The following is a 22,069-nucleotide window of genomic DNA, read 5'->3' on the forward strand; positions in this document are numbered from 1 at the left end:
TACATATTATTACAACAGGAGGAACCATTGAAGGCTTTGATTATTCGGAAAAAGAAAATGCTGAAGACATTCTGCCTGTACATCATTAAGTGCATTATAAAGCGCCACTTCAGTAGATAACCCATAATCACAAATAGCCTTGGCATCGCTCTTATCGGTCTTTATTTTTGATAATTTCATCTGAATAAAACGCTTGACTGACAAAGGATTTACTACCGATACCGGTATACCGTTTTTGTAAAGAAACTGTGCAAGTCGATAATGGTAATACCCGGTGGCTTCCATCACTACCAAAGTGTCTACTGCTAATGTGCTGACAAATAATTTAAATCCTGAAGAATCATTCTTAAATTGAGAATGACCTCCTTCACTGCTATAAACATCAAAAACATCTTTACTGATATCAACTCCAAAAGTTTCTTTATATTTATCCATAAGAACTGGTTTTATGAAAGAGCATACTACCGTGATCACAACAACTTGAAAACGAGGTCTAAAGCCTCACAGTCCCGATAGCTATCGGGATGTACGAAATCTGTGTAGAAAAGAGAGGGGATTATCAATGTTGTCGAAGTCTAAAGCTTCACCGTATATCATAACCTTAATCCTCTTTTTGTTCTTAATATCAATAAAACAAAATCTCAAGATATAATTGCTTTCGACCAAAATTGGAATGGTGAGCTAATACCTATGAGTGGTACTTTTATAAATATAGGCAGGAAAGATGAACACAAATATCTTTTATTTAATAATTTAAGGTATAAGACAACAGTTCAATACCCAAGTCATTCAAGTTATTCATTTCCTATTAAACTTAAAATATCAAGTCCAACACCAGAAGCTTTAAATGATAGTAAAATGATTAAAAAGCTAATTGAACAAGTATATCAATTTAGTAGACTGTATTGGAAATCATTAAGACAACAAAATGTACCTATAACCATAAAATACCCTGAAATGGTAGCAGAAATAGCACCTCGTTTTGAAAGCAAGGAAATACCACCTTTTGGTCAAGAAACCTTATGGTTTTTATAATCCGAAGCCTTTTTTCTTTGCACAACCATTGCATTAAAAAATTCTTATATTTGCCTTAATGAAATTTTTTGCATTCATATTGTCAATCTATATCTTCACACTAAATTTAGTGCCTTGTGAAGATACAGGTACTTTTGACAATGAAGTTAAAACAGAAATTTCTCAAGATTTAGGTGATAACCACCAACATCAAGATGCAGATATGTGTTCACCATTTTGTCAATGTCATTGTTGCCATATACACGCAACCCATTTTGAAATTATAGATTTTACAATAGCTAACACAGAAATTTCTACAGAAATATTTCATTACCCAGATAGTTTAGTAAAAAACTTCAATCCTAACATTCTACAACCGCCACAAGTATAATGAATACCTACTTACGCAGGTATCTTATAAATTCAAGTAACCAATAATAACAATTGGTCACAATTCTTTATTTATAAATTCATTATAACTATTTCTATGATTAATAAAATCATTGATTTTTCAATCAATAACAAATTTATTATTGGTTTGCTTACGCTTACCATAATTGGAGCAGGTATTTGGTCCATGATGACCGTCAACCTGGGATCGGTGCCAGATATTACTAACAATCAGGTTCAGGTGATCACCCAGTCGCCAAATCTTGCCACAGAAGATATTGAACAATTTGTAACCTATCCCGTAGAACTTTCGATGGGTAATTTACCTGGAGTTACAGAGATTCGCTCTATTTCACGGTTTGGACTTTCGGTAGTTACTATTGTTTTCAAAGATGATATGGGAACCTATCTTCCTCGTCAACTTGTACAGGAGAAACTTAATGAATTAGGGGAGACCATACCCGATAAATTTGGAAGTCCTTCAATGGGGCCTATTTCAACCGGATTAGGTCAAATTTATGAGTATACCATAAAGCCAAAGGAGGGATACGAAACTGAATATTCTCCCATGGAACTACGAACTATTCAGGACTGGATAATCAAGCGACAACTTACCTTGCTGGAAGGTGTGGTGGAAGTAAATTCTTTTGGAGGCTCCATAAAACAATATGAGGTAGCAATCAATCCTGAGAAATTAAACAGTATGGGTATAAGTATCTCTGAGGTTTATGAGGCGCTGGCCCGAAACAATGTGAATACCGGTGGAGCTTATATTGAGAAAAATAAAATGTCAAATTTTATTAGAGGTGAAGGTTTAATCCGTTCACTGGAGGATATAAGGAAAATTGCTATTACTACCGAAAATTCTATTCCGATAACTATTGGAGATGTTGCGGAAGATGTTCAGTTTGGAAATCAGGTACGCTATGGGGCTTTCACCCAGGATGGAGAAGAAGCCGTAGGCGGGATAATAATGATGTTAAAAGGCGCCAATCCCAATGCCGTAATTCAGGATGTTAAAGATAGGATGGCAGAAGTTGAAAAGTCACTTCCTGAAGGTCTGACCATAGAGCCAATTATTGATCGGAGTGAATTAATAGCACGAACAACCGATACTGTTAAAACAAATTTACTGGAAGGTGCATTGATAGTGATTTTTGCCCTGGTATTGTTATTAGGTAGTCTAAGAGGTGGACTTATTACTGCTACCACTATTCCCTTATCACTGCTTTTTGCTTTTATTTTAATGAAACAATTCAATGTCTGGGCCAATCTAATGAGTTTGGGCGCTATTGACTTTGGAATCATTATAGACGGTGCAGTGATTATCATCGAAGGAACCGTGTATGAAATACAAAAACGGATTAGATCAGGCAAACTGAAATTTACTCAGGCTAAAATGGATAAAGTAGCCTATGATGCGGGAAGTACGATGATGAGTTCCGCGTTTTTTGGACAGATTATAATTCTTATTGTATTCACTCCTATACTTTTTCTTACGGGGGTAGAAGGAAAGATGTTTAAGCCTATGGCTTATACCTTCGGTTTTGCGATGATTGGAGCTATTTTCTTATGTCTTACCTATGTCCCTATGATGTCTGCCCTATTTATGAAACCCATTCAGAATAAAAAGAACTGGTTTGGAAGGTTTGAACGCTGGTTGGAAAGGTTAAGTGATAAGATAATTGGTGGAATCCAAAAAGTGTATATGCCTTTACTGAAAGGGGCATTAAAACTGAAGCTCATTGTTGTTGGGGCCGCCGCCATTCTACTTGTGATAGCCGGTTTTATCTTTTCCAGAATGGGAGGAGAATTTGTGCCTCAACTTGATGAAGGAGATATTGCCATGCAGGCTTTGATCAGACCAGGGAGTTCATTAACAGAATCTATTGAAGTTTCCAAAAAAATAGAAAACATACTCCTAGAAAATTTCCCTGAAATTAAAACGGTAACCGCAAGGATTGGAGTAGCCGACATTCCTACAGATCCAATGCCAATGGATATCGCAGATATGTATCTGATCCTTGAAAAGGATAAGGATAAATGGACAACTGCTGAAACTAAAGAAGAACTTATAGCACAGATCAAGGAAAAACTGAATAAAGAACTTACAGGGGTAAATCTGGTGTTTACGCAACCTGTAGAATTAAGGTTCAACGAATTATTAGAAGGAGTAAGAGAAGATATTGCGGTTAAACTATATGGGGAGGACCTGGATGTGTTGTCGGAAAAGGTACAGGAAATGGCTAATATTATCCAGACCGTACCTGGAGCAGGAGATGTTAACCCTGAACGAACATCTGGGCTGCCACAAATGACCGTGAAATTAAACCGTGATAAAATTGCTCAATATGGCCTGGATATCCAAAAAGCAAGTGATTATATAAGTACTGCTTTTGCGGGAGGAACCGCAGGAGTCATTTTTGAAGGAGAAAAGCGATTCGATCTGGTAGTAAGATTTGATGAAGAACATAGAAAGAATATTGATGACTTGCGTGGAATGTATATCGATCTTCCCGACGGAACTCAGGTACCGATAAAAGAAATAGCAGATATCGAATATGTTCCGGGCCCTATGCAAATTTCGAGAGATGATACCTACAGAAGAACCTATGTGGGTGTAAATGCCCGGGGAAGGGATGTAGAGTCAGTCGTTAATGATATTCAGCAAAGATTAGATGAAGAATTAGAATTACCTCCCGGGTATTATATAACTTATGGTGGGGAATTCGAAAACCTTCAGAGTGCCAAAGATCGATTAGTGATTGTGGTACCGATAGCATTATTCCTGATTTTCGTGCTTCTATATTTTGCCTTAAAATCTTTTTCCCAATCTATCATGATCTATATGGCGATACCACTGGCGGCTATTGGAGGAATATTTGCTCTTTGGTTAAGAGATATGCCGTTTAGTATTTCCGCAGGTGTAGGCTTCATTGTTCTGTTTGGTGTTGCAGTTTTAAACGGACTGGTACTAATAAATAGATTCAATTCTTTAAAAGAAGAAGGAGTAACCAGTATAAGAGATAGAATTTTTACAGGAACCAAAGAACGAATACGACCTATTATGTTAACAGCAACAACAGATATTTTCGGTTTTTTACCAATGGCATTTTCCACATCTGCCGGTGCAGAAGTTCAACAACCACTTGCTACAGTTGTTATAGGTGGTATGCTTACGGCTACCTTGCTTACGCTGGTGGTTCTTCCTGTCCTTTATACATTTGTAGAGAAGAGACGGGAGAAAAAGGAACAGAACAAGCTTGGTTCTTCCAATTCACGATCTTTAGCTACGATTTTGATAATTGGCTTTGTTTTAGGCGGAACCTTTTCTGTAAATGCACAATCTGATGCAATGTCATCTGAATATTCACAACAGGATTCTTTACAAACTATTAGTTTGCAAGAGGCTAAAGAAATGGCAATCCAAAACTTTCCGCAATTAAAAGCTGCTCAACTTGAAATTGAAAGTGAGGAAGTATTGCGTAAAACCGCCTATGATTTTGGAAATACCCAAATCTTTACAGGAAAAGAAGAAGTAGGAAATGGCTCTGATGGGGTCTATACTCAAATTGGCGTCCAACAGCAAGGCATTGATATTTTTGGAATTGCCCCCCGGTTAAAATTGCAGAAAGAAAGGGTTGCCCTTGCTGAAAGTGCCTTAGAGTTATCTACTATGGAAATTGAACGTGAAGTAAGCAGGGCCTGGGCCTCGGTTTATACAACTAAAAGGACATTCCAGGTTTATAGAAAAATGGATTCAATTTTTGAAGATATTGAAAGGGCTGCAAGAATCAGGTATGAAACAGAGGCCACCTCCAAATTGGAATATCTTGCTACCTCCAACCAGGCGAACGAGGTTAAAATACAGCTGGAACAATCGTACCGAGATTACCTGAAATCAATACAGCGTTTAAACCTATGGTTCGTTAGTGACACAATCTATGATGTACCAGATTTGCCTGTTGAAACTTTAGACGAACCTTTAAACTTTCTGGTAGAGTCGCTTGAAAATCATCCGTTGCTACAGGTTTCGGAACAAAGGATAGATGTTGCCAAAGCGGTTACCAGAGAACGAAAATCTGAATTTTTGCCCAAATTTCAGGGTCAGTACGGTAGGCAGGAAATAGCCGGGCAATCGGGTTTCTTCCAATATCAAATAGGAATTCAAATTCCGCTGTTTTTTGGGCCGGAATTAGGCCGTACACAGGAAGCACAAGTAAATAGACAGATTGCAGAGCAAAACTTTTATCAGGATAAAATCGAACTGGAAACCGCCTATAAAAATATGCGTGAAGACTATATCAAATGGAGAAACTCATGGAATTATTATAGGGATGAAGCACTTCCTTTAGCACAGGAACAACAGGAAGGGTCAGTATTAGCATTTAAAGAGGGAGCTATAGATTATATAACTTTCCTTCAAAATATAAGGGATGCCATTAGAATTGAGGTAAATGCCTGGAGTGCTTTTAATGATTATCTCGACAGCCGTTACCAACTGGAATATTACCTTAAGAATTCAAATTAAAAACTAAGAAAGAAAACGATATGAACATAAGATCAATAAATATTTTAATGCTTGCCTTATCACTTACATTGTTTTTGGGGTGTGAAGAAAATTCTAATTCGGAAAAAGATACTCAGGAGACTAAAGCATCGGATTCTAAAGAAACAAAAGGTCACAATGAAGAAGAAGGCGGGATGCGCTCGGTACATCTTTCAGAGATGAAATTTAATAGTTTGGGAATCAAAGTAGATACCTTACCTAAGAAAGCATTATCAGGAATAGTGGAAGCCAATGGACAACTAGAAGTGCCACCTCAATACGAAGCTACAGTTACGGCCGTCTTAGGGGGCAATATAAATTCAATAAAAGTTATTGAAGGGGATAAAGTTAATAAGGGTCAGATACTGGCGTACCTTTCCCATCCTACTTTGACGAAAATCCAAACGGACTATATTAACGCCTATAACCGGATGCAGTTTTTGGAAAAGGAATTTGCAAGGCAAAAACGATTATATGAAGCCGAAGTAGGGTCGGGGAAATCTTTTCAACAAACACAGGCAGATTATCAGTCTGTACAAGGTGAAGTACGTGGATATGAATCACAATTACGTCAGTTAAACCTTAGTGTTTCCAGGGTTAGAAATGGGGAACTTTACGAATATATCCCGGTAGTTAGTCCTATTGAAGGTTATATAGAAAAAGTAAAGGTGCAAATTGGCCAATATGTAGAACCACAAACCAGTATGTTTATGGTAGTTGATAATGAACATGTTCATGCCGATCTAATGGTTTTTGAAAAAGATATTTATAAGGTTAAAGAAGGTCAAAAAATTTCTTTTACGCTGGAATCGGTTCCTGGAAGTAATTTAACGGGAGAGATTTATTCCATGGGAAAACAATTTGAACAAAACCCCAAAGCGGTACACGTACATGCAGAAATAGATAATAAGAAAGATTATCTTATTCCTGGTATGTATATCAAAGGAAAAATTAGAACAGGAGAAGATGCGGTAACTGCATTACCGGAAGAGGCAGTGATTGAAGAAGAGGGAAATCCTTACATCTTTACGGCCCAAAAGCATCAGAAAGATAGTAAAACCGAGTGGGAACTAAAACCAGTACAGGTGAGAACGGGGATTAATGAAGATGGTTGGGTTGAAATTAAACTGCTGGAGCCACTTTCGGAAGGTACTTTAGTTGCATATAATAATGCCTATTACCTTGTATCTGAAATGCAGAAAAGCCAGACTTCCCATGGTCATTAAATTAAGAATATAGATGGATGGCTCTCTGTTAAATGTTTGTTTTGATTAAAGTTCCAGAGGGTTCATCCTTAATATAGAATTAATAAAACAGCGATGAAAGAAATAAAAGCATTTATAAAACCGAAAAGGGTTCAAAAAGTAATTGAAGCTCTTAGTGAAAGCGGATTTAAAAGTATGACCCTTTCCCAGGGAGAAGGAACGGGGGCATTTAAAGCAAAAGGCGCATCACCTTCTTTAGATTTCCGTGTAACCGACAGTCCGGTGGTAAAGTTAGAACTGGTATGTCAAAATGAAGAAGCCCAATCAGCTATCAATATCATGCTGGAAAACGGGAAAACACCGGATCCAGGTGATGGCATAATTTATCTTTCCGATATTGAAGATGCTTTCCAGATAAAAACCGGGGAATCTTTGAAACGATATGACTCAAATAAGGATGAAAATGAAGGAAGTTGAGAAAATTTTAGAGGCATACGAAGTTCGTCCAACAGCCATGCGTATACTGATCTATAAATTTATGGCTAAAAAAGATCGGTCTGTAACCCTTACCGAAATTGAAAATGCTTTTGGAAAAGCAGATCGGGCTACATTATCTCGAACAATACGCACATTTGAAGCAAAGAATATTGTGCATCAAATAGATGATGGCACAGGTATACCAAAATATGCGCTTTGTGAAAGTAATTGTAGTTGTGAGGTAGAACAGGACTTACACATCCACTTTCATTGCAATAATTGTGATGAAACTGTTTGTTTGACCGATCATAAGATTCCACATATTAACCTGCCAGAGGGATATATGGCAGAAAATGTAAACCTGGTAGTAAAGGGAATATGTGAGAAATGTAGTGGTGTTTAATTTTTGAAGAGGAAGGAAGCATATAAAAAAGAGGTGAAAATGGAACTATATAGTATGGAGATTACCAAAATCAGCTTATGGAAACCGAAAGAAAAAACGATTTAAAAAAGGCAAGAACGCTTCAAATATGGAATGTCATTTATGATACCATTGAAGTAATAGTATCTCTAATTGCAGGAATAACTGCCAATAGTTCTGCTCTGATAGGATGGGCACTGGACAGTACAATAGAAGTGATAAGTGCGGCCACTTTAGGCTGGCGGCTGCACGGCGAGCTCAAGGGCATTGACGAAGAAAAAGTCAAAAAACGCAAGAAGATCACCCTTTATGTAATTGCAGTATCATTTACGTTGGTCTGCATATTCATCTCGTATGATTCAATCACAAAACTCCTTAGTCAGGAAACCGCAAACTGGAGCACGATGGGACTGATTATATTATTGGTTTCCCTCGCTGTAAATCCAATTCTAATATATTTCAAAAGAAAATATGGAAAGAAACTGGACAGTCCAGCCTTGCTGGCTGATGCTAAAGACACCTTTATTTGCTTATACCAAACCGTGGTCGTACTTATAGGATTGCTATTGGTCAACTGGTTAGGCTGGTGGTGGGCAGATCCTGTGGCGGCATTACTTATCGTGCCCTATGCGGCAAAAGAAGGCTATGAAGCCTACAATAAAGCTAAAAATATCAATTATAACACCGCACAAAATGACTGAAATTGAAAAAACATTAAATGACCATAACGTGCGTCCCACCGCAATGCGCATCTTGATTTATAAGTATATGGCCGATAGGGATGCCGCCATCGCCCTGACTGATATTCAGAATGCTTTCGCAAAAGCGGATAGAACCACATTGTACCGAACCCTAAAAACGTTTGAAGAAAAAAACGTGGTGCATCACATAGATGACGGAACTGGAATCTCTAAATACGCACTTTGTGAAGAAGGCTGTAATTGTGAAATAGAACAGGATTTGCATTTACATTTTCATTGCACTAACTGTGACGAAACAGTTTGTTTAACGGAACAAAAAATCCCGCATATCAATTTGCCAGATGGATATTTGGCAGAGGATGTTAATCTCGTGGTTACGGGAATATGCGAAAAATGCAGCAGTAATTTACTTTAATAAACAAACGAACAAATTAGATTGATTTTGAAAAAAAGCACTTTTATAATAACTAAAATGGACTGCCCTTCAGAAGAGCAGATGATTCGGATGAAGTTAGAGTCTTATGCTCAAGTAAAACACTTGGATTTTGATATTCCAAACAGAAAATTGGAAGTATATCACGTGGACGACGTCAAGGCGATAAAAACGTCTATAGCCAGCTTAAAACTTGGGGATTCCTTAGAAGGAACCACAGAAGCCGAACCACCCGTAATGGAAGACCAATCCAAACAAAAAAGAATCCTATGGTGGGTCTTGGGCATCAACTTTGGCTTTTTCGTTATCGAAATGACCACCGGTTGGATTTCTTCTTCGATGGGTCTTGTGGCAGACTCATTAGATATGCTGGCAGATTCCATCGTATATGCATTAAGCCTATTTGCGGTAGGCGGTGCCATTTCAAGAAAAAAGAAGGTTGCGAAATACAGCGGATACTTTCAGATGGCATTGGCAACACTTGGGTTTGCAGAGGTCTTGAGAAGGTTTTTTAGCAATACCGAAACACCCTTGTTTCAATGGATGATTATCGTTTCAATTTTCGCATTGGCAGGTAATTTGATATCGCTCTGGCTCATCAACAAGGCAAAGAGTCAAGAGGCTCATATGCAGGCAAGTGCCATTTTTACATCCAATGATATTATTGTTAATGGTGGTGTTATAGTAGCTGGGGTGCTGGTTTATTTTCTGAATAGTAAATGGCCCGATTTAGTGATTGGCGGCATCGTTTTCACTTTTGTAATGCGCGGTGCATTGAGAATATTGAAATTATCGAAGTAGTTTTTAAAATGATATCAAACTTGGTTAGAACATATGAAAAAGAAAAAAATAAACTTACGTGACTTAGAACCAAAAAAACAACAAGGCGAGCACAGTCACGACGATGGCCATAACCATAGCAGCCCTGAAGAAATTTCAAATTTTAGAACCTATCTACCGGCTATTTTCAGCTTTGTGATGTTGATAGCCGGAATCGCTATTGATTACTTTGATGCGTTTCCTTTCTTCAAAGGATGGATTCGCGTAGTATGGTACACGGTAGCCTATATCCCTGTAGGTTTTCCGGTGATAAGAGAAGGCTGGAAAAGTATTAAAAATGGTGATTTTTTTACGGAATTCTTCTTAATGTCCATAGCCACTTTAGGGGCTTTTGCCATTGGCGAATATCCCGAAGGTGTTGCAGTAATGCTATTTTATGCAGTAGGAGAATTATTTCAAAACGCAGCAGTTAATAGAGCAAAAGGAAATATTAAAGCCTTATTAGATGTTAGACCAAAAGAAGCTAATGTATTTCGTGATGGTGATTATATAAGTGTGTCGCCAGAAGCTGTAAATATTGGCGAGAAAATACAAATTCGAGTAGGTGAAAAAATTCCATTGGATGGTATTTTATTATCCGAAAAAGCATCTCTAAACACCGCAGCATTAACAGGCGAAAGCAAACCAGATTCTATTCAGAAAGATGCAAAGGTTTACGCAGGTAGTATCAATTTAGAAAGTGTTGTTGAAGTTGAGGTAACCAACACCTTTGAAGATAGTTCTATTGCGAGAATATTAGACTTGGTTCAAAATGCTACAGCTCGTAAGTCTAAAACAGAATTATTCATCAGACAGTTTGCTCGTATCTACACACCAATTGTAGTGTTTTTAGCTATTGGTGTAACTTTTATACCATACTTTTTTGTAGATGATTATGTGTTTAGAGATTGGTTATACAGAGCATTAATTTTCTTGGTAATATCTTGTCCTTGTGCGTTAGTGATTTCAATTCCATTAGGATATTTCGGTGGATTGGGAGCAGCTTCAAAAAATGGAATATTATTTAAAGGTGCTTCATTTTTAGATGCAATGACCAAGATAAATACTTTGGTAATGGACAAAACAGGAACCGTTACCAAAGGTGTTTTTAAAATCAAAGAAGTAAAAGCAATTGGTTGGAATGAAACCGAATTTATGCAATATTTAATGGCGATGGAAGAACAATCCACGCATCCAATTGCTAAAGCAATTTTAGAGTATAAATCAGAAGGAGAAGATTTTGAAGCTCAAGACGTTTCTGAAATTGCAGGTAAAGGATTAAAAGGCATTGTAAATGGTAAAACAGTTTTAGTAGGAAATAAAGCCTTAATGACTGCGAATAATATAAATGTTCCAACGGAAACGGAATCTATTGTAGAATCGATAGTATTAGTTGCAATCGATAATCAATTTGCAGGTTATGTAGTCATAGCAGATGAATTAAAGGAAGATGCAAAAGAAACAATTACAGCATTACACAAAGTAGGCATTAAAAATATTATGATGCTTTCTGGTGATAAAGATTCCATTACTCAACAAGTCGCTAAAGAACTAAATATTGAAAATGCTAAAGGTGGTTTATTACCAGAAGATAAGTTAAACGAAGTTGAAATTTTAAAGAAAAATCCTGAAAACAAAATAGCCTTTATAGGTGATGGCATTAATGACGCACCAGTTTTAGCAGCAAGTGATGTAGGTATTGCAATGGGTGGTTTAGGAAGTGATGTAGCTATTGAAACAGCAGATGTTATTATTCAAACAGACCAACCTTCAAAAGTGGTAAAGGCGATTAAAATAAGTCGTTCTACACGAAAAATAGTTTGGCAGAATATAGGTTTGGCATTTGGTGTCAAAGTAATTGTACTGATTTTAGGGGCAGGTGGATTAGCCACAATGTGGGAAGCCGTTTTTGCAGATGTAGGCGTAGCATTATTGGCAATCTTAAACGCAGTAAGATTACAGAAAATGAAATGGGGTTGATTGAATTTGGGAGCGGAAAAAGATTTGGTATAAACTTGAACATACGATAAGCTAAACGTCAACGCTCAAAGCCATACACATTTGCAATTCGCTAAAGCCAACACTGCGCCAAAAATTGCAAAAGAGTATGTCTTGCCAACGCTCATTCCGAACTAAATATGAAACATCGGAAAACCAAGCAGAACGTGAAAAGCACTATGCACAACAATGTATAAAAATAATAGCGGTTTAATCGCTAAAACCAAAGTAAGTAAATATAAAAAAGGTCTGTGTTTAACCGAAAAGTTAGTGCAAAAAAACCCGCTACTATTCTTATACTAGACCGTTAGGGCACATTTGAACAAAAAATGGGAAATCATTCGAAAAAATATAACGATTACTCTGAACTTCTAAAAGCTGGAGCGGCTATGGGAAAATATCAGAAAACCCATAATATAATTCGGAAAGATTATATGGAATTGCTCAATGTGACCGAAAAACATAAATCTAATAAAACTGAATTTGATGCTTTATATAGAGCTTGTCTGAAAGGTTTGTTCTCAATCATTGAAGCAGATATTTTTGGACTAAATAATCTAGACAAATACAAAAACTACTCAGACAGAGATGACTTTGAAACTAAATTTAAAAAAACATTTAAACAAGTTTGTAAAACCTGGAATAAAACAGAAATACAAAAAAAGTATTTTGACGAGAAATATTTTGACTTGAAAAAATTAAAGAAAAAAAGGGACGAATTAATTCATCCGAAGAAAGTGGAACATTTGCACGAATCGAACGAAACGGATTTTAAAAAAATCAAAGAAGTATTCAATGATTATGATTCGTTCATCAACAAACTTATGGACGACTTTTTTATTAGTGTAAATGTTGACACAATGGACTTTCTTGGACGAAAAAAAACGTGCCCTAACAATGTATAACCGCAATCACGATGTCCCAAACCTTAGGGAAACCACGTACGAATCCACTTGAAATTGCTAAAACCTGTGCTAAACCGAAAATTTCGCTCTTTTCTGCACCTTACTTGTCATATACAAACACGTCACCAAATACACCTACTCCAAAACCTCTATCTGTCCAGGATCATTAACAACCACTTGCGGTTTATCTTTATATGTTTGGTGATATCAGTATCTTCCTGTCCTATATAATCACTAACCTCATCAGTACCAATAATCTCTTGAGCAAAAGTGAGAGAGCTATTAATTGAGTCGCATCAGTATTCCTAAACCATAATGATTGATTTAAAGCCTAACGAAATTCTATAAGCAACTTTTCATTTCAAATATTAAAAAGCTTAAATTTGAAACAAATACACCAAAACTAAAGAATGACCTCTACCGAAATTCAAGAAAAAGTACAAGAATTAGTTACTAATTTCAACCAAGAAACGTTTATATACGACTTATTGCGTGCCTATGGCATTTCTAAAGCCTCGATAACACGCTTGCAAAAGGGAGATTTTAATTTGGCTAAAAATGAAGGTGAAATCTTATATAAAAAGAAACTGTTATTTAAAGAAGCGAGTGAAGATGAGTTAATGGCATTGGTAGAAGATTTAAGCCAAGAAGAAAACCTAAAGCATAATCCTAGGTTTGTCATTACTACCAATTACAAAGAGATAGCAGCAAAAGATACCCATACAGGCAAAAACTTGCACGTTCCTATTGTAGATTTGCCCAAAAACCATAGCTTTTTCTTGCCCTGGGCAGGCCAAGAAGTGTATCAAGCCACGAATGAGAATGAAGCCGACCGTAAAGCTTCTTATCGTATGGCTAAGCTATACGATATTCTTATTGAAGAAAATCCAAACATTCTGGAAAATGGAGTGCACGATCTCAACCTATTCTTTTCACGTTTGCTGTTTTGTTTCTTTGCAGAGGACACCAGTATCTTTCCCGAAGAAGGAATGTTTACCAATACCCTAATGCAGCATACCCAAAACGACGGCAGCGATGTCCATCTTTTTTTAGACGAGCTTTTTCAGGTGTTGAACCTAAAAGAAACCGAACGTAAAAATGTACCTGCACATTTAGACCAATTTCCTTATGTAAATGGAGGCTTATTTAAAGATAAATTAAGCGTCCCTCATTTTAATAAAGAAGCACGAGATATTTTGGAAAAAAGTGGTGACTTAGATTGGAGCCATATTAACCCCGATATTTTCGGCTCTATGATTCAAGCGGTGGTCAACCCAGACCAACGGGGCAATTTAGGGATGCATTATACCTCGGTGCCAAATATAATGAAGGTGATAAAACCTTTATTTTTAGATGAATTGTATGAAGAATTAGAAAACGCTAGAGGTAACGCCAAAAAGCTAAGAAAATTAGTAGACCGCATTAGTAAACTAAAAATCTTTGACCCTGCTTGTGGGAGCGGTAATTTTTTAATTATTGCTTATAAAGAACTTCGTAAGCTCGAAATAGAAATTTGGAAAGAAATTTTAGAAACCGAAACTCAACAGAGTTTTATTTATTCTGAAATACAACTCACCCAATTTTATGGCATAGAAATAGACGACTTTGCCCACGAAATCGCTAAACTTTCCTTATGGTTGGCAGAACACCAAATGAATAAATATTTTGAAAACCAACTAGAACTCGGGAAGTCTAACCCCATTTTACCTTTAAAAGCATCTGGTAATATCACTTGTGCCAATGCCACCCGAATAGACTGGGAAGAAGTTTGTCCTAAACAAAAAGGTGATGAAATTTATTTGCTAGGGAATCCACCGTATTTGGGGGCAAGAAAGCAAAATAAATTTCAAAAAAAAGATATGGCTAATGTTTTTAAACTAATAAAAGGTTATAATAACTTAGATTATATCTCTTGCTGGTTTTTTAAAGGAGCTAGTTATATTAATGGTACTACTCATAATTTGGCTTTTGTTTCCACTAATTCTATATGCCAAGGAGAACAAGTCTCTTTACTATGGCCTTATATTCTTGAAATATCAGAGATAAATTTTGCATATCATTCTTTTAAGTGGTCTAATAGTGCAAAAGGTAATGCGGGTGTAACTGTAATTATAATTTCTTTGTCATCGAAAGGTTCAAAAGCTGAAAAGTTTATAGTAAATAAAAATAATCTTAAGCAACAAGTAAAAAATATAAATCCATATTTAATAGATTATAAGAATATCTATATTGAGAAAAAAAGAGAGCAAATTTCAGGTTTACCAAAAATGGTTTTTGGTAGTATGGCAAATGATGGTGGTCACTTAATTTTAAATAATGAAGAGTACATAAATGTTTTAAAAGAAAACCCTGGCATTAAAGAATATTTTAAAAAATTTATTGGTGCAGTTGAATTTATGAAAAGTGATTTTAGATGGTGTATCTGGATTGAAGACGACAATTTAAAAGAAGCTTTAAATAATCAATTTTTGTCAAATCAAATAGCTAAGGTTGAAAAATTAAGATTATCTAGTAATAGAAAAGCAACAAAAAAGCTAGCTGAAATTCCTCACAAATTTGGAGAAATAAGACACAAAAAAACAAATTCCATATTAGTACCGAGAGTTACATCGGAGCGTAGAGAGTATTTACAGATTGGTTTTTTTGATCAAAATACGATAATCTCGGATAGAGCTCAGGTAATTTATGATAGTGATCCTTATATTTTCGGTATTCTTTCTTCAAAAATGCACTATGCTTGGTCAAATGTTGTATCTGGTCGCCTTAAAACAGATATTAATTACTCAGTTTCATTGACTTATAATAATTTCCCATTCCCAAATATCAGCAAAGTTAAAAAAGCCCAAATAGAAGAAAATGTTTTTGCGGTGTTGGAAGAGCGTGAAAAACACCCCGAGAAAACAATGGCTCAACTCTACGACCCCGATAAAATGCCCAAAGGTTTACGCCAAGCCCATCAAGACCTAGATGCCGCCGTAGAACGCTGCTACCGCCTCAAACCTTTCGAAAACGACACCCAACTTTTGGAGTATTTGTTTAAAGAATATGAGAAAATGGTGAAGGAGGAAAAGGATAAATAAAATAATGAGAATTTAATTTTATTGCAAAAAATAGAGAAAATTTACAATAGCCAACTCTTTATTGCAAAAAAGCACTATATTTTGCAATAGTGATTTATGCATAGTAGTATGAAAGATATATTAGACGAATTATTAGGCTTACCTTCAGAAAACGAAGTTGTTGAGTTTAAAGAAGCTAAACAGCAATATGATAAAAATAAGCTGGGTAAGTATTTTTCTGCTTTAGCCAATGAAGCGAACCTAGAAAATAAAACTTCGGCTTATCTAGTGTTTGGTGTAAAAGACAATCAAACCATAGTAGGTACTACTATATCAGAAAGACAGCTTAATGAATATAAAAAAGAAATAGCAGACCATACTTCTCCGCACTTGGGTTTTATTTCAACCAATCGATTTGTTCGCGAAGGTAAAGAAGTAGTCGTGTTAGAAATTCCTGCCGCTCCAAAGGGAATGCCTGTTAGCTGGAAAGGTTTTAAATATGGTCGAGATGGTGAAAGTTTAGGTGCTTTAAATGATAACGAATACGATCGTATAAAGAATCAGGTTAAGCAAACAGATTGGAGTGCTCAAATTATTAAAGAAGCGAGTATTGCAGATTTGTCAAACCAAGCGATAAAAGAAGCTAGAAAGCGTTTTATTCAAAAAAATAAAAGTTTAGCTGATGAAGTTAAATCTTGGTCAGATGAGGTTTTTCTAAACAAAGCAAAAATTACCATTAAAGGTAAAATCACCAATACAGCAATTTTACTACTCGGTAAACCTGAAGCTGAACACTACATTAACCCTGCAAGAGCTACGGTGAGTTGGATTTTAAAAGATGCAGATAATATTGAAAAAGATTATGAACATTTTACGTGCCCTTTATTATTAAATGTAGTAGAAATTGGTAAAAAAATAAGAAATCTTAAATATCGGTATATTAATGATGACTCTTTATTTCCAGATGAAGTAGATCAATATGATCCTTATATCATACGAGAGGCATTAAATAATTGTATTGCCCATCAAGACTATACATTAGGGGGTAAAATAGTAGTGGTTGAAAATGAAAATTCTACCTTAGTTTTTTCAAATTCAGGTGATTTTATTCCGCAAAGTATAGAAGCAGTCATCAATGCTGATTCCCCTGAGCAAAATTATAGAAATGCCTTTTTAACCAATGCAATGGTAGGCCTTAATATGATTGATACCATTGGGAGTGGTATTAAAAGAATGTTTAAAATTCAAAGTAAGAAATTCTTCCCCTTACCAGATTATGAATTTGGTAATCAAAAAGTGAAAGTAACCATTACAGGCAAGGTTTTAGATATAGATTATGCGCGAAAATTAGCACAAGTACCTAGTTTGTCTTTAAATGATATCATCTTATTAGATAAAGTTGCGAAAAATAAAAGTATTACGGTTAAAGAAAGTAGGTCTTTAAAAGAGAGAAAATTAATAGAAGGCAGGCGTCCTAATCTTCATATTTCTTCTAAAGTAGCCAAGGCTACAGGCGAAAAGGGAGAGTATATAAAAATGCGAGGGTTTAAAGATGATCATTATAAAAAAATGATTTTAAATTATTTAGAAGAATATGAATCTGCTAGTAAAAAAGATTTAGATAAATTAATATTAGATATTCTTCCTAATGTTTTAGATGAAGATCAAAAAAAGAATAAATTAAGAAACATTATTTATGCAATGTCTAAGCGTGATGTTTCTATTACTAATACAGGTACAAATAGAAAACCTATTTGGAAAAAAGTTTAACTAACTAGCGATAGAAGTTTTTTTTTAGATAAACTTTTAGATAAACTTTTAGATAAACTTTTTGTTAGTTGTTGTAATAGAGTTTCTTATAAACATTCTTAATTTTAGGGTTTAGATAAACTTAATGTAGTTTTTCTAGTTAATTAAATAAAAAAACAAATGCCAGATTTAGTTAAAGTCAATTATAAACAGACAGGAAAGAGTAAAAAAACCAATGCGCTAGGAATGCGAGAAATGCAAGAAAGAGCATTTGAAGCAAGAACAGCACAGTATTTACTGATTAAAGCTCCTCCTGCATCAGGTAAATCTAGGGCATTAATGTTTATTGGCTTAGATAAACTGCGTAACCAAGATATAAAAAAATTAATTGTAGCAGTGCCTGAACGTTCTATTGGCAGTTCTTTCGCTCCAACAGAGTTAAAAAAATACGGTTTTTTTGAAGATTGGAATCCTAATCCTAAATACAACCTTTGTACGCCTGGCGGTGAAAAGTCTAAAGTAGATGCCTTCATTAACTTTATGAATAGTAAGGAAGAAATTCTTATTTGCACACACGCTACACTGCGTTTTGCATTTGATGCTATTGATGAAAAACAGTTTAATGACACCTTAATTGCTATAGATGAATTTCATCACGTATCTGCCGAAGGCACCAATAGATTAGGAAGTGTTTTAAGCTCTATTATGGCTAAGTCAACTGCTCATATAGTTGCAATGACAGGTTCTTATTTTAGAGGCGATAGTATTCCTATTCTTTTACCCGAAGTAGAAGCGCAGTTCATTAAAGTTAAATACGATTATTACGAACAGCTGAATGGTTATGAGTATTTAAAATCTTTAGGAATAGGTTATCATTTTTACCAAAGAAAATATACAACTGCCATTCACGAGGTTCTAGATGAAAATAAAAAAACCATTATTCATATTCCTAGTGTAAATTCTGGTGAATCCACTAAAGAAAAATATGAAGAGGTAGGCAAAATAATAGACACGCTAGGTGAAATAGAATACCAAGATTCAGAAACAGGGGTTATTTACGTTAAATCGCATAAAACAGGAAATCTTATTAAAGTAGCTGATTTAGTAAATGATGACCAAAAATCAAGAGATAAAATTCAAAACTATTTACGCAATGTAAATGCTCCAGAAGATATTGATATCATTATTGCTTTAGGGATGGCAAAAGAAGGGTTTGATTGGCCATATTGCGAACAAGCCTTAACGGTAGGTTATAGGGGTTCATTAACAGAGATTATTCAAATCATCGGCAGGGCTACAAGAGATAGCGACAATAAAACACACGCTCAATTCACCAATTTAATCGCTCAACCCGATGCCCAAGATGATGAGGTAAAACTTTCAGTCAATAATATGCTAAAAGCAATTACCGCTTCTTTATTAATGGAGCAGGTGTTAGCGCCTAATTTTAAATTTAAAGCGAAATACCCTGAAGAAGAAGATAATGAATATGAAGTAGATCGTGAAGATGGAACACAGGCAAATGAAGAGGAAAACACTATACACATCAGAGGTTTTAAAGAACCTTCAACAGCAAGAGTAGAGCAAATTATCGAATCAGACTTAAACGATTTAAAAGCAAAAATTTTGCAAGATAATGATATGCTCAAAGCAATGCCGAGTGAGACTTTGGAGCCAGAGGTGATCAATCAAGTGTTAATACCTAAAATTATTAAAGAAACCTATCCTGAACTTTCAGATGATGAGGTAGAAGAAGTAAGGCAACATATTGTTGTAGACTCAGTTATTAAAAACGGAAGTATAGAAGAACAAGGAGATAGAAGGTTTATCAAAATGGCAGATACCTTTGTGAATATAGATGAAATACACATAGATTTAATAGATAGTGTAAACCCGTTTCAAAAAGCATTTGAAATATTATCCAAATCAGTAACAGCACCTGTTTTAAGAACTATTCAGGAAACTATAGATGCGTCTAGAATTAAAATGACGGAACAGGAAGCTATTATCTTGTGGCCCAAAATAAAAGCCTGGGTGCAAAAAACAGGAAAAAATCCCGATATTAAATCGTTAGAGCCAAAAGAAAAAAGAATGGCAGAAGCAGTTATTTTCTTAAAAGAACTAAAGCGTAAACAAAAACAAAATGTCTAAAGATAAGTTAAGCATAGAAGATATTTTTGAAGATGACGATTTAGGTATTTTAAAAGATACTTCAAAGCAGTCGAACGTAAAATCTACAGATCAACGTTTAATAGAATCTTTTGAAGAAATCAATGCTTTTGTAGATGAAAAAGAAAGAGAACCAGAACAAGGTAATGGTATTTCAGAAATGCGTTTGTATTTACGCTTAAAAGGCTTTAGAGAAAATGATAAAAAGAAATTTGCATTAAAAGATGTTGATAGGCATAATTTATTGTTTGAGCCTAAAAAAGTTGAATCTGTAGCCGATATTTTAGAAGATGATGATTTCGGTTTGTTAGCAGATGATGAAGAAGGTACAAGTATTTTCGATTTTAAGCACACCCCAAAAGATAAAAAAGAAACCGATTTTGTAGCGCAACGTAAAGCAATGTCAGATGAAGAATTTGAAAAGTATGACAAGCAATTTAAAAAAGTACACCAAGAAATTAAGTTAGGTTTACGTAGTTTAAAATCCTTTAAAAATGCAGAAAAAAACTTAAAAGAAGGAAAATACTATATTCTTGATGGTGTTTTACTGTACCTAGAAGTAGGTGATATTTCAGAGGCAGTTAGAGAATTAGGTGACAGAGTTAGGAAAGATGTAAGAACAAGAACTGTTTTTGATAATGGTACATATAGTAATATGCTTTATAGGTCTTTAGCAAAACAATTATATAATAATGGTAAAGTAGTAACAGATTTAGAAAAAGACAGCGAGAAAGAGCTATTTACAAATGTAGAACAGTTAGAAGAAGATGATAAAGAATCAGGCTGGATTTACGTATTAAAATCTAAATCAACTCATCCAGAAATAAGTAAACTTAATAATTTATATAAAATAGGTTTCTCTACAGTACCCGTTCAAAAAAGAGTGATTAATGCTAGAAATGAAGCGACCTATCTCAATGCAGAAGTAGAAGTAGTAGCAACATTTAAATGTGTAAATGTAAACACACAAAAGTTTGAAAATTTAATCCACCGCTTTTTTAGTCAAGCACAATTACAAATAGATATTTACGATAAAAATAAAAACAGAATAACCCCAAGAGAATGGTTTGTAGTTCCTTATCCAATAATAGAAAGAGCAATAGGTTTATTTAATACTGGTGAAATTATCAACTATCACTACGATTTTCAAAATGAAAAAATTACCAAAAACGATTAATGACTATAATTTTTTACGACAATAAAACTTGAGAATGAAATTAAAACTTTTAATAATAACTATATTTTTCTGTAATTCAGTTTATTCACAGATTTCAAAAGATTCACTCTTTAAAAGAGACATTGAAATTTTAGTGGAAGAAATGGAATTTATGTATGGTTATGACCAAACAATGCGAGAATACACAGTATATAAAACTTTTGATAAGTCAGAAACAAACAGAATCGAAAGTCTTTCTGATAGTTTGAGAATTCAAGAAATGAAAAAAAGAAAGTTTGTATCTGACAGTATAAGAGATTTAATTTATAGAAAATATATTAATCCAATGGATGCTGAGCATACTGAAAGAATGATAGAAATAACTAAAAAGTATGGTTTCCCTAGTACAGAAAGAATTAAGAAATATTACGACAAAGAATTTGTTGATCCAGAGTTTAACCCACTAATAATTTTTATTCATTCACACAAAAAATACTGGAGTGAGCTAAAAGAATTAATGTTGGAAGAATATGAAAATGGAATAATTAATCAGTGCCAATATGGATATGCGCTTTGGCAATTTACCGGCAGAAAAAACCTTCAACCTATGCTTAATAATGGATTTAAAATGGTTAAAGAAAATGGTAAAACTAGATTGAAATCAACCTGTGAATAGAAACCTTAAAGAGAAGGAATTGATTTAGGAAAAAAATGTCTTAAAAGGAGTAAATTAGCCAGTATTGAAAGTTAAGTGAATTCAACTAAATAATCGATGAATTTCAATTCCCCAAGCAAATAAGTATAATTTCCATTTCATTTCATTTATACCTATTTTGCTTTCCGCAGAGTAAAAGCTATAATACTTTCATTGCATTACAGTATTACAGCCCTTACTTTTTGCCATTGCGCTTTTTTAAATCCGTTTTCATAAGTGATTTTATTGCAAAGTAGAAAGTGACGTGGCAGGTAATATGGTGTGTCTCGGCACCTCTGTTTTGTTCCGGAAAAACATATCTACAAGGGC

The 22,069-nt window shown here is 34.9% G+C and carries 16 protein-coding genes and 1 pseudogene; 16 read left to right on the forward strand and 1 reads right to left on the reverse strand.

What is annotated here, in order from left to right:
• Positions 1 to 54: 54 nt before the first annotated feature.
• Positions 55 to 435, reverse strand: a pseudogene (locus EIG86_RS00875) (IS110 family transposase); the annotation flags it as partial.
• Positions 436 to 690: 255 nt separating this feature from the next.
• Between EIG86_RS00875 and EIG86_RS00880 the strand changes: the two are divergent.
• The 16 genes from EIG86_RS00880 (at position 691) to EIG86_RS00955 (ending at position 21,721) form a co-directional block, all read left to right on the forward strand.
• On the forward strand, positions 691 to 1,035 hold the full coding sequence (locus EIG86_RS00880) for an argonaute/piwi family protein (RefSeq protein ID WP_127844264.1): 345 nt from the start codon (positions 691 to 693) through the stop codon (positions 1,033 to 1,035).
• A 58-nt stretch (positions 1,036 to 1,093) separates the two neighbouring features.
• Positions 1,094 to 1,405, forward strand: coding sequence for a DUF6660 family protein (locus EIG86_RS00885; protein ID WP_127844265.1), 312 nt, complete (start codon positions 1,094 to 1,096; stop codon positions 1,403 to 1,405).
• Between the two features lie 96 nt (positions 1,406 to 1,501).
• Positions 1,502 to 5,935 carry a CusA/CzcA family heavy metal efflux RND transporter gene (locus EIG86_RS00890; protein WP_127844266.1) on the forward strand — a complete coding sequence of 1,478 codons (4,434 nt, stop codon included), beginning with the start codon at positions 1,502 to 1,504 and terminating at the stop codon, positions 5,933 to 5,935.
• 20 nt (positions 5,936 to 5,955) lie between these two features.
• Entirely contained in the window at positions 5,956 to 7,179 is a 1,224-nt protein-coding gene (locus EIG86_RS00895; RefSeq protein WP_192901692.1) for an efflux RND transporter periplasmic adaptor subunit, read from the forward strand.
• 93 nt (positions 7,180 to 7,272) lie between these two features.
• Entirely contained in the window at positions 7,273 to 7,635 is a 363-nt protein-coding gene (locus EIG86_RS00900) for a P-II family nitrogen regulator (protein ID WP_127844267.1), read from the forward strand.
• A complete protein-coding gene (locus tag EIG86_RS00905; protein WP_127844268.1) occupies positions 7,622 to 8,038 on the forward strand; it encodes a Fur family transcriptional regulator in 417 nt (138 codons plus the stop codon). The genes EIG86_RS00900 and EIG86_RS00905 overlap by 14 nt, the downstream gene beginning before the upstream one ends.
• Positions 8,039 to 8,115: 77 nt before the next feature.
• Entirely contained in the window at positions 8,116 to 8,757 is a 642-nt protein-coding gene (locus EIG86_RS00910; RefSeq protein ID WP_127844269.1) for a cation diffusion facilitator family transporter, read from the forward strand.
• Complete coding sequence (locus EIG86_RS00915) at positions 8,750 to 9,172, forward strand: Fur family transcriptional regulator (protein ID WP_125466306.1); 423 nt, start codon at positions 8,750 to 8,752, stop codon at positions 9,170 to 9,172. The genes EIG86_RS00910 and EIG86_RS00915 overlap by 8 nt, the downstream gene beginning before the upstream one ends.
• A 27-nt stretch (positions 9,173 to 9,199) precedes the next feature.
• A complete protein-coding gene (locus EIG86_RS00920; protein WP_181898143.1) occupies positions 9,200 to 9,991 on the forward strand; it encodes a cation transporter in 792 nt (263 codons plus the stop codon).
• Between the two features lie 33 nt (positions 9,992 to 10,024).
• On the forward strand, positions 10,025 to 11,989 hold the full coding sequence (locus tag EIG86_RS00925) for a heavy metal translocating P-type ATPase (protein WP_127844270.1): 1,965 nt from the start codon (positions 10,025 to 10,027) through the stop codon (positions 11,987 to 11,989).
• A 347-nt stretch (positions 11,990 to 12,336) separates the two neighbouring features.
• Positions 12,337 to 12,912 carry a hypothetical protein gene (locus tag EIG86_RS00930; protein WP_127844271.1) on the forward strand — a complete coding sequence of 192 codons (576 nt, stop codon included), beginning with the start codon at positions 12,337 to 12,339 and terminating at the stop codon, positions 12,910 to 12,912.
• A gap of 410 nt (positions 12,913 to 13,322) precedes the next feature.
• Complete coding sequence (locus EIG86_RS00935; RefSeq protein ID WP_127844272.1) at positions 13,323 to 15,992, forward strand: class I SAM-dependent DNA methyltransferase; 2,670 nt, start codon at positions 13,323 to 13,325, stop codon at positions 15,990 to 15,992.
• 108 nt (positions 15,993 to 16,100) lie between these two features.
• Positions 16,101 to 17,741, forward strand: a complete 1,641-nt coding sequence (locus EIG86_RS00940) for an RNA-binding domain-containing protein (RefSeq protein ID WP_127844273.1) — start codon at positions 16,101 to 16,103, stop codon at positions 17,739 to 17,741.
• 159 nt (positions 17,742 to 17,900) lie between these two features.
• Positions 17,901 to 19,871, forward strand: coding sequence for a DEAD/DEAH box helicase (locus EIG86_RS00945; protein WP_127844274.1), 1,971 nt, complete (start codon positions 17,901 to 17,903; stop codon positions 19,869 to 19,871).
• Positions 19,864 to 21,066, forward strand: a complete 1,203-nt coding sequence (locus EIG86_RS00950) for a GIY-YIG nuclease family protein (RefSeq protein WP_127844275.1) — start codon at positions 19,864 to 19,866, stop codon at positions 21,064 to 21,066. Before EIG86_RS00945 ends, EIG86_RS00950 begins: the two co-directional genes overlap by 8 nt.
• Before the next feature lie 34 nt (positions 21,067 to 21,100).
• Positions 21,101 to 21,721, forward strand: a complete 621-nt coding sequence (locus EIG86_RS00955) for a hypothetical protein (RefSeq protein ID WP_127844276.1) — start codon at positions 21,101 to 21,103, stop codon at positions 21,719 to 21,721.
• Positions 21,722 to 22,069: the final 348 nt, after the last annotated feature.

Origin of the sequence: Psychroflexus aestuariivivens, assembly GCF_004010055.1 — a bacterium.
GTDB classification, from domain to species: domain Bacteria; phylum Bacteroidota; class Bacteroidia; order Flavobacteriales; family Flavobacteriaceae; genus Psychroflexus; species Psychroflexus aestuariivivens.

Coding starts and splice junctions, on each gene's coding strand:
- EIG86_RS00880 (WP_127844264.1), top strand. CDS start 691: ATGAGTGGTACTTTTATAAATATAGGCAGGAAAGATGAACACAAATAT.
- EIG86_RS00885 (WP_127844265.1), top strand. CDS start 1,094: ATGAAATTTTTTGCATTCATATTGTCAATCTATATCTTCACACTAAAT.
- EIG86_RS00890 (WP_127844266.1), top strand. CDS start 1,502: ATGATTAATAAAATCATTGATTTTTCAATCAATAACAAATTTATTATT.
- EIG86_RS00895 (WP_192901692.1), top strand. CDS start 5,956: ATGAACATAAGATCAATAAATATTTTAATGCTTGCCTTATCACTTACA.
- EIG86_RS00900 (WP_127844267.1), top strand. CDS start 7,273: ATGAAAGAAATAAAAGCATTTATAAAACCGAAAAGGGTTCAAAAAGTA.
- EIG86_RS00905 (WP_127844268.1), top strand. CDS start 7,622: ATGAAGGAAGTTGAGAAAATTTTAGAGGCATACGAAGTTCGTCCAACA.
- EIG86_RS00910 (WP_127844269.1), top strand. CDS start 8,116: ATGGAAACCGAAAGAAAAAACGATTTAAAAAAGGCAAGAACGCTTCAA.
- EIG86_RS00915 (WP_125466306.1), top strand. CDS start 8,750: ATGACTGAAATTGAAAAAACATTAAATGACCATAACGTGCGTCCCACC.
- EIG86_RS00925 (WP_127844270.1), top strand. CDS start 10,025: ATGAAAAAGAAAAAAATAAACTTACGTGACTTAGAACCAAAAAAACAA.
- EIG86_RS00930 (WP_127844271.1), top strand. CDS start 12,337: ATGGGAAATCATTCGAAAAAATATAACGATTACTCTGAACTTCTAAAA.
- EIG86_RS00935 (WP_127844272.1), top strand. CDS start 13,323: ATGACCTCTACCGAAATTCAAGAAAAAGTACAAGAATTAGTTACTAAT.
- EIG86_RS00940 (WP_127844273.1), top strand. CDS start 16,101: ATGAAAGATATATTAGACGAATTATTAGGCTTACCTTCAGAAAACGAA.
- EIG86_RS00945 (WP_127844274.1), top strand. CDS start 17,901: ATGCCAGATTTAGTTAAAGTCAATTATAAACAGACAGGAAAGAGTAAA.
- EIG86_RS00950 (WP_127844275.1), top strand. CDS start 19,864: ATGTCTAAAGATAAGTTAAGCATAGAAGATATTTTTGAAGATGACGAT.
- EIG86_RS00955 (WP_127844276.1), top strand. CDS start 21,101: ATGAAATTAAAACTTTTAATAATAACTATATTTTTCTGTAATTCAGTT.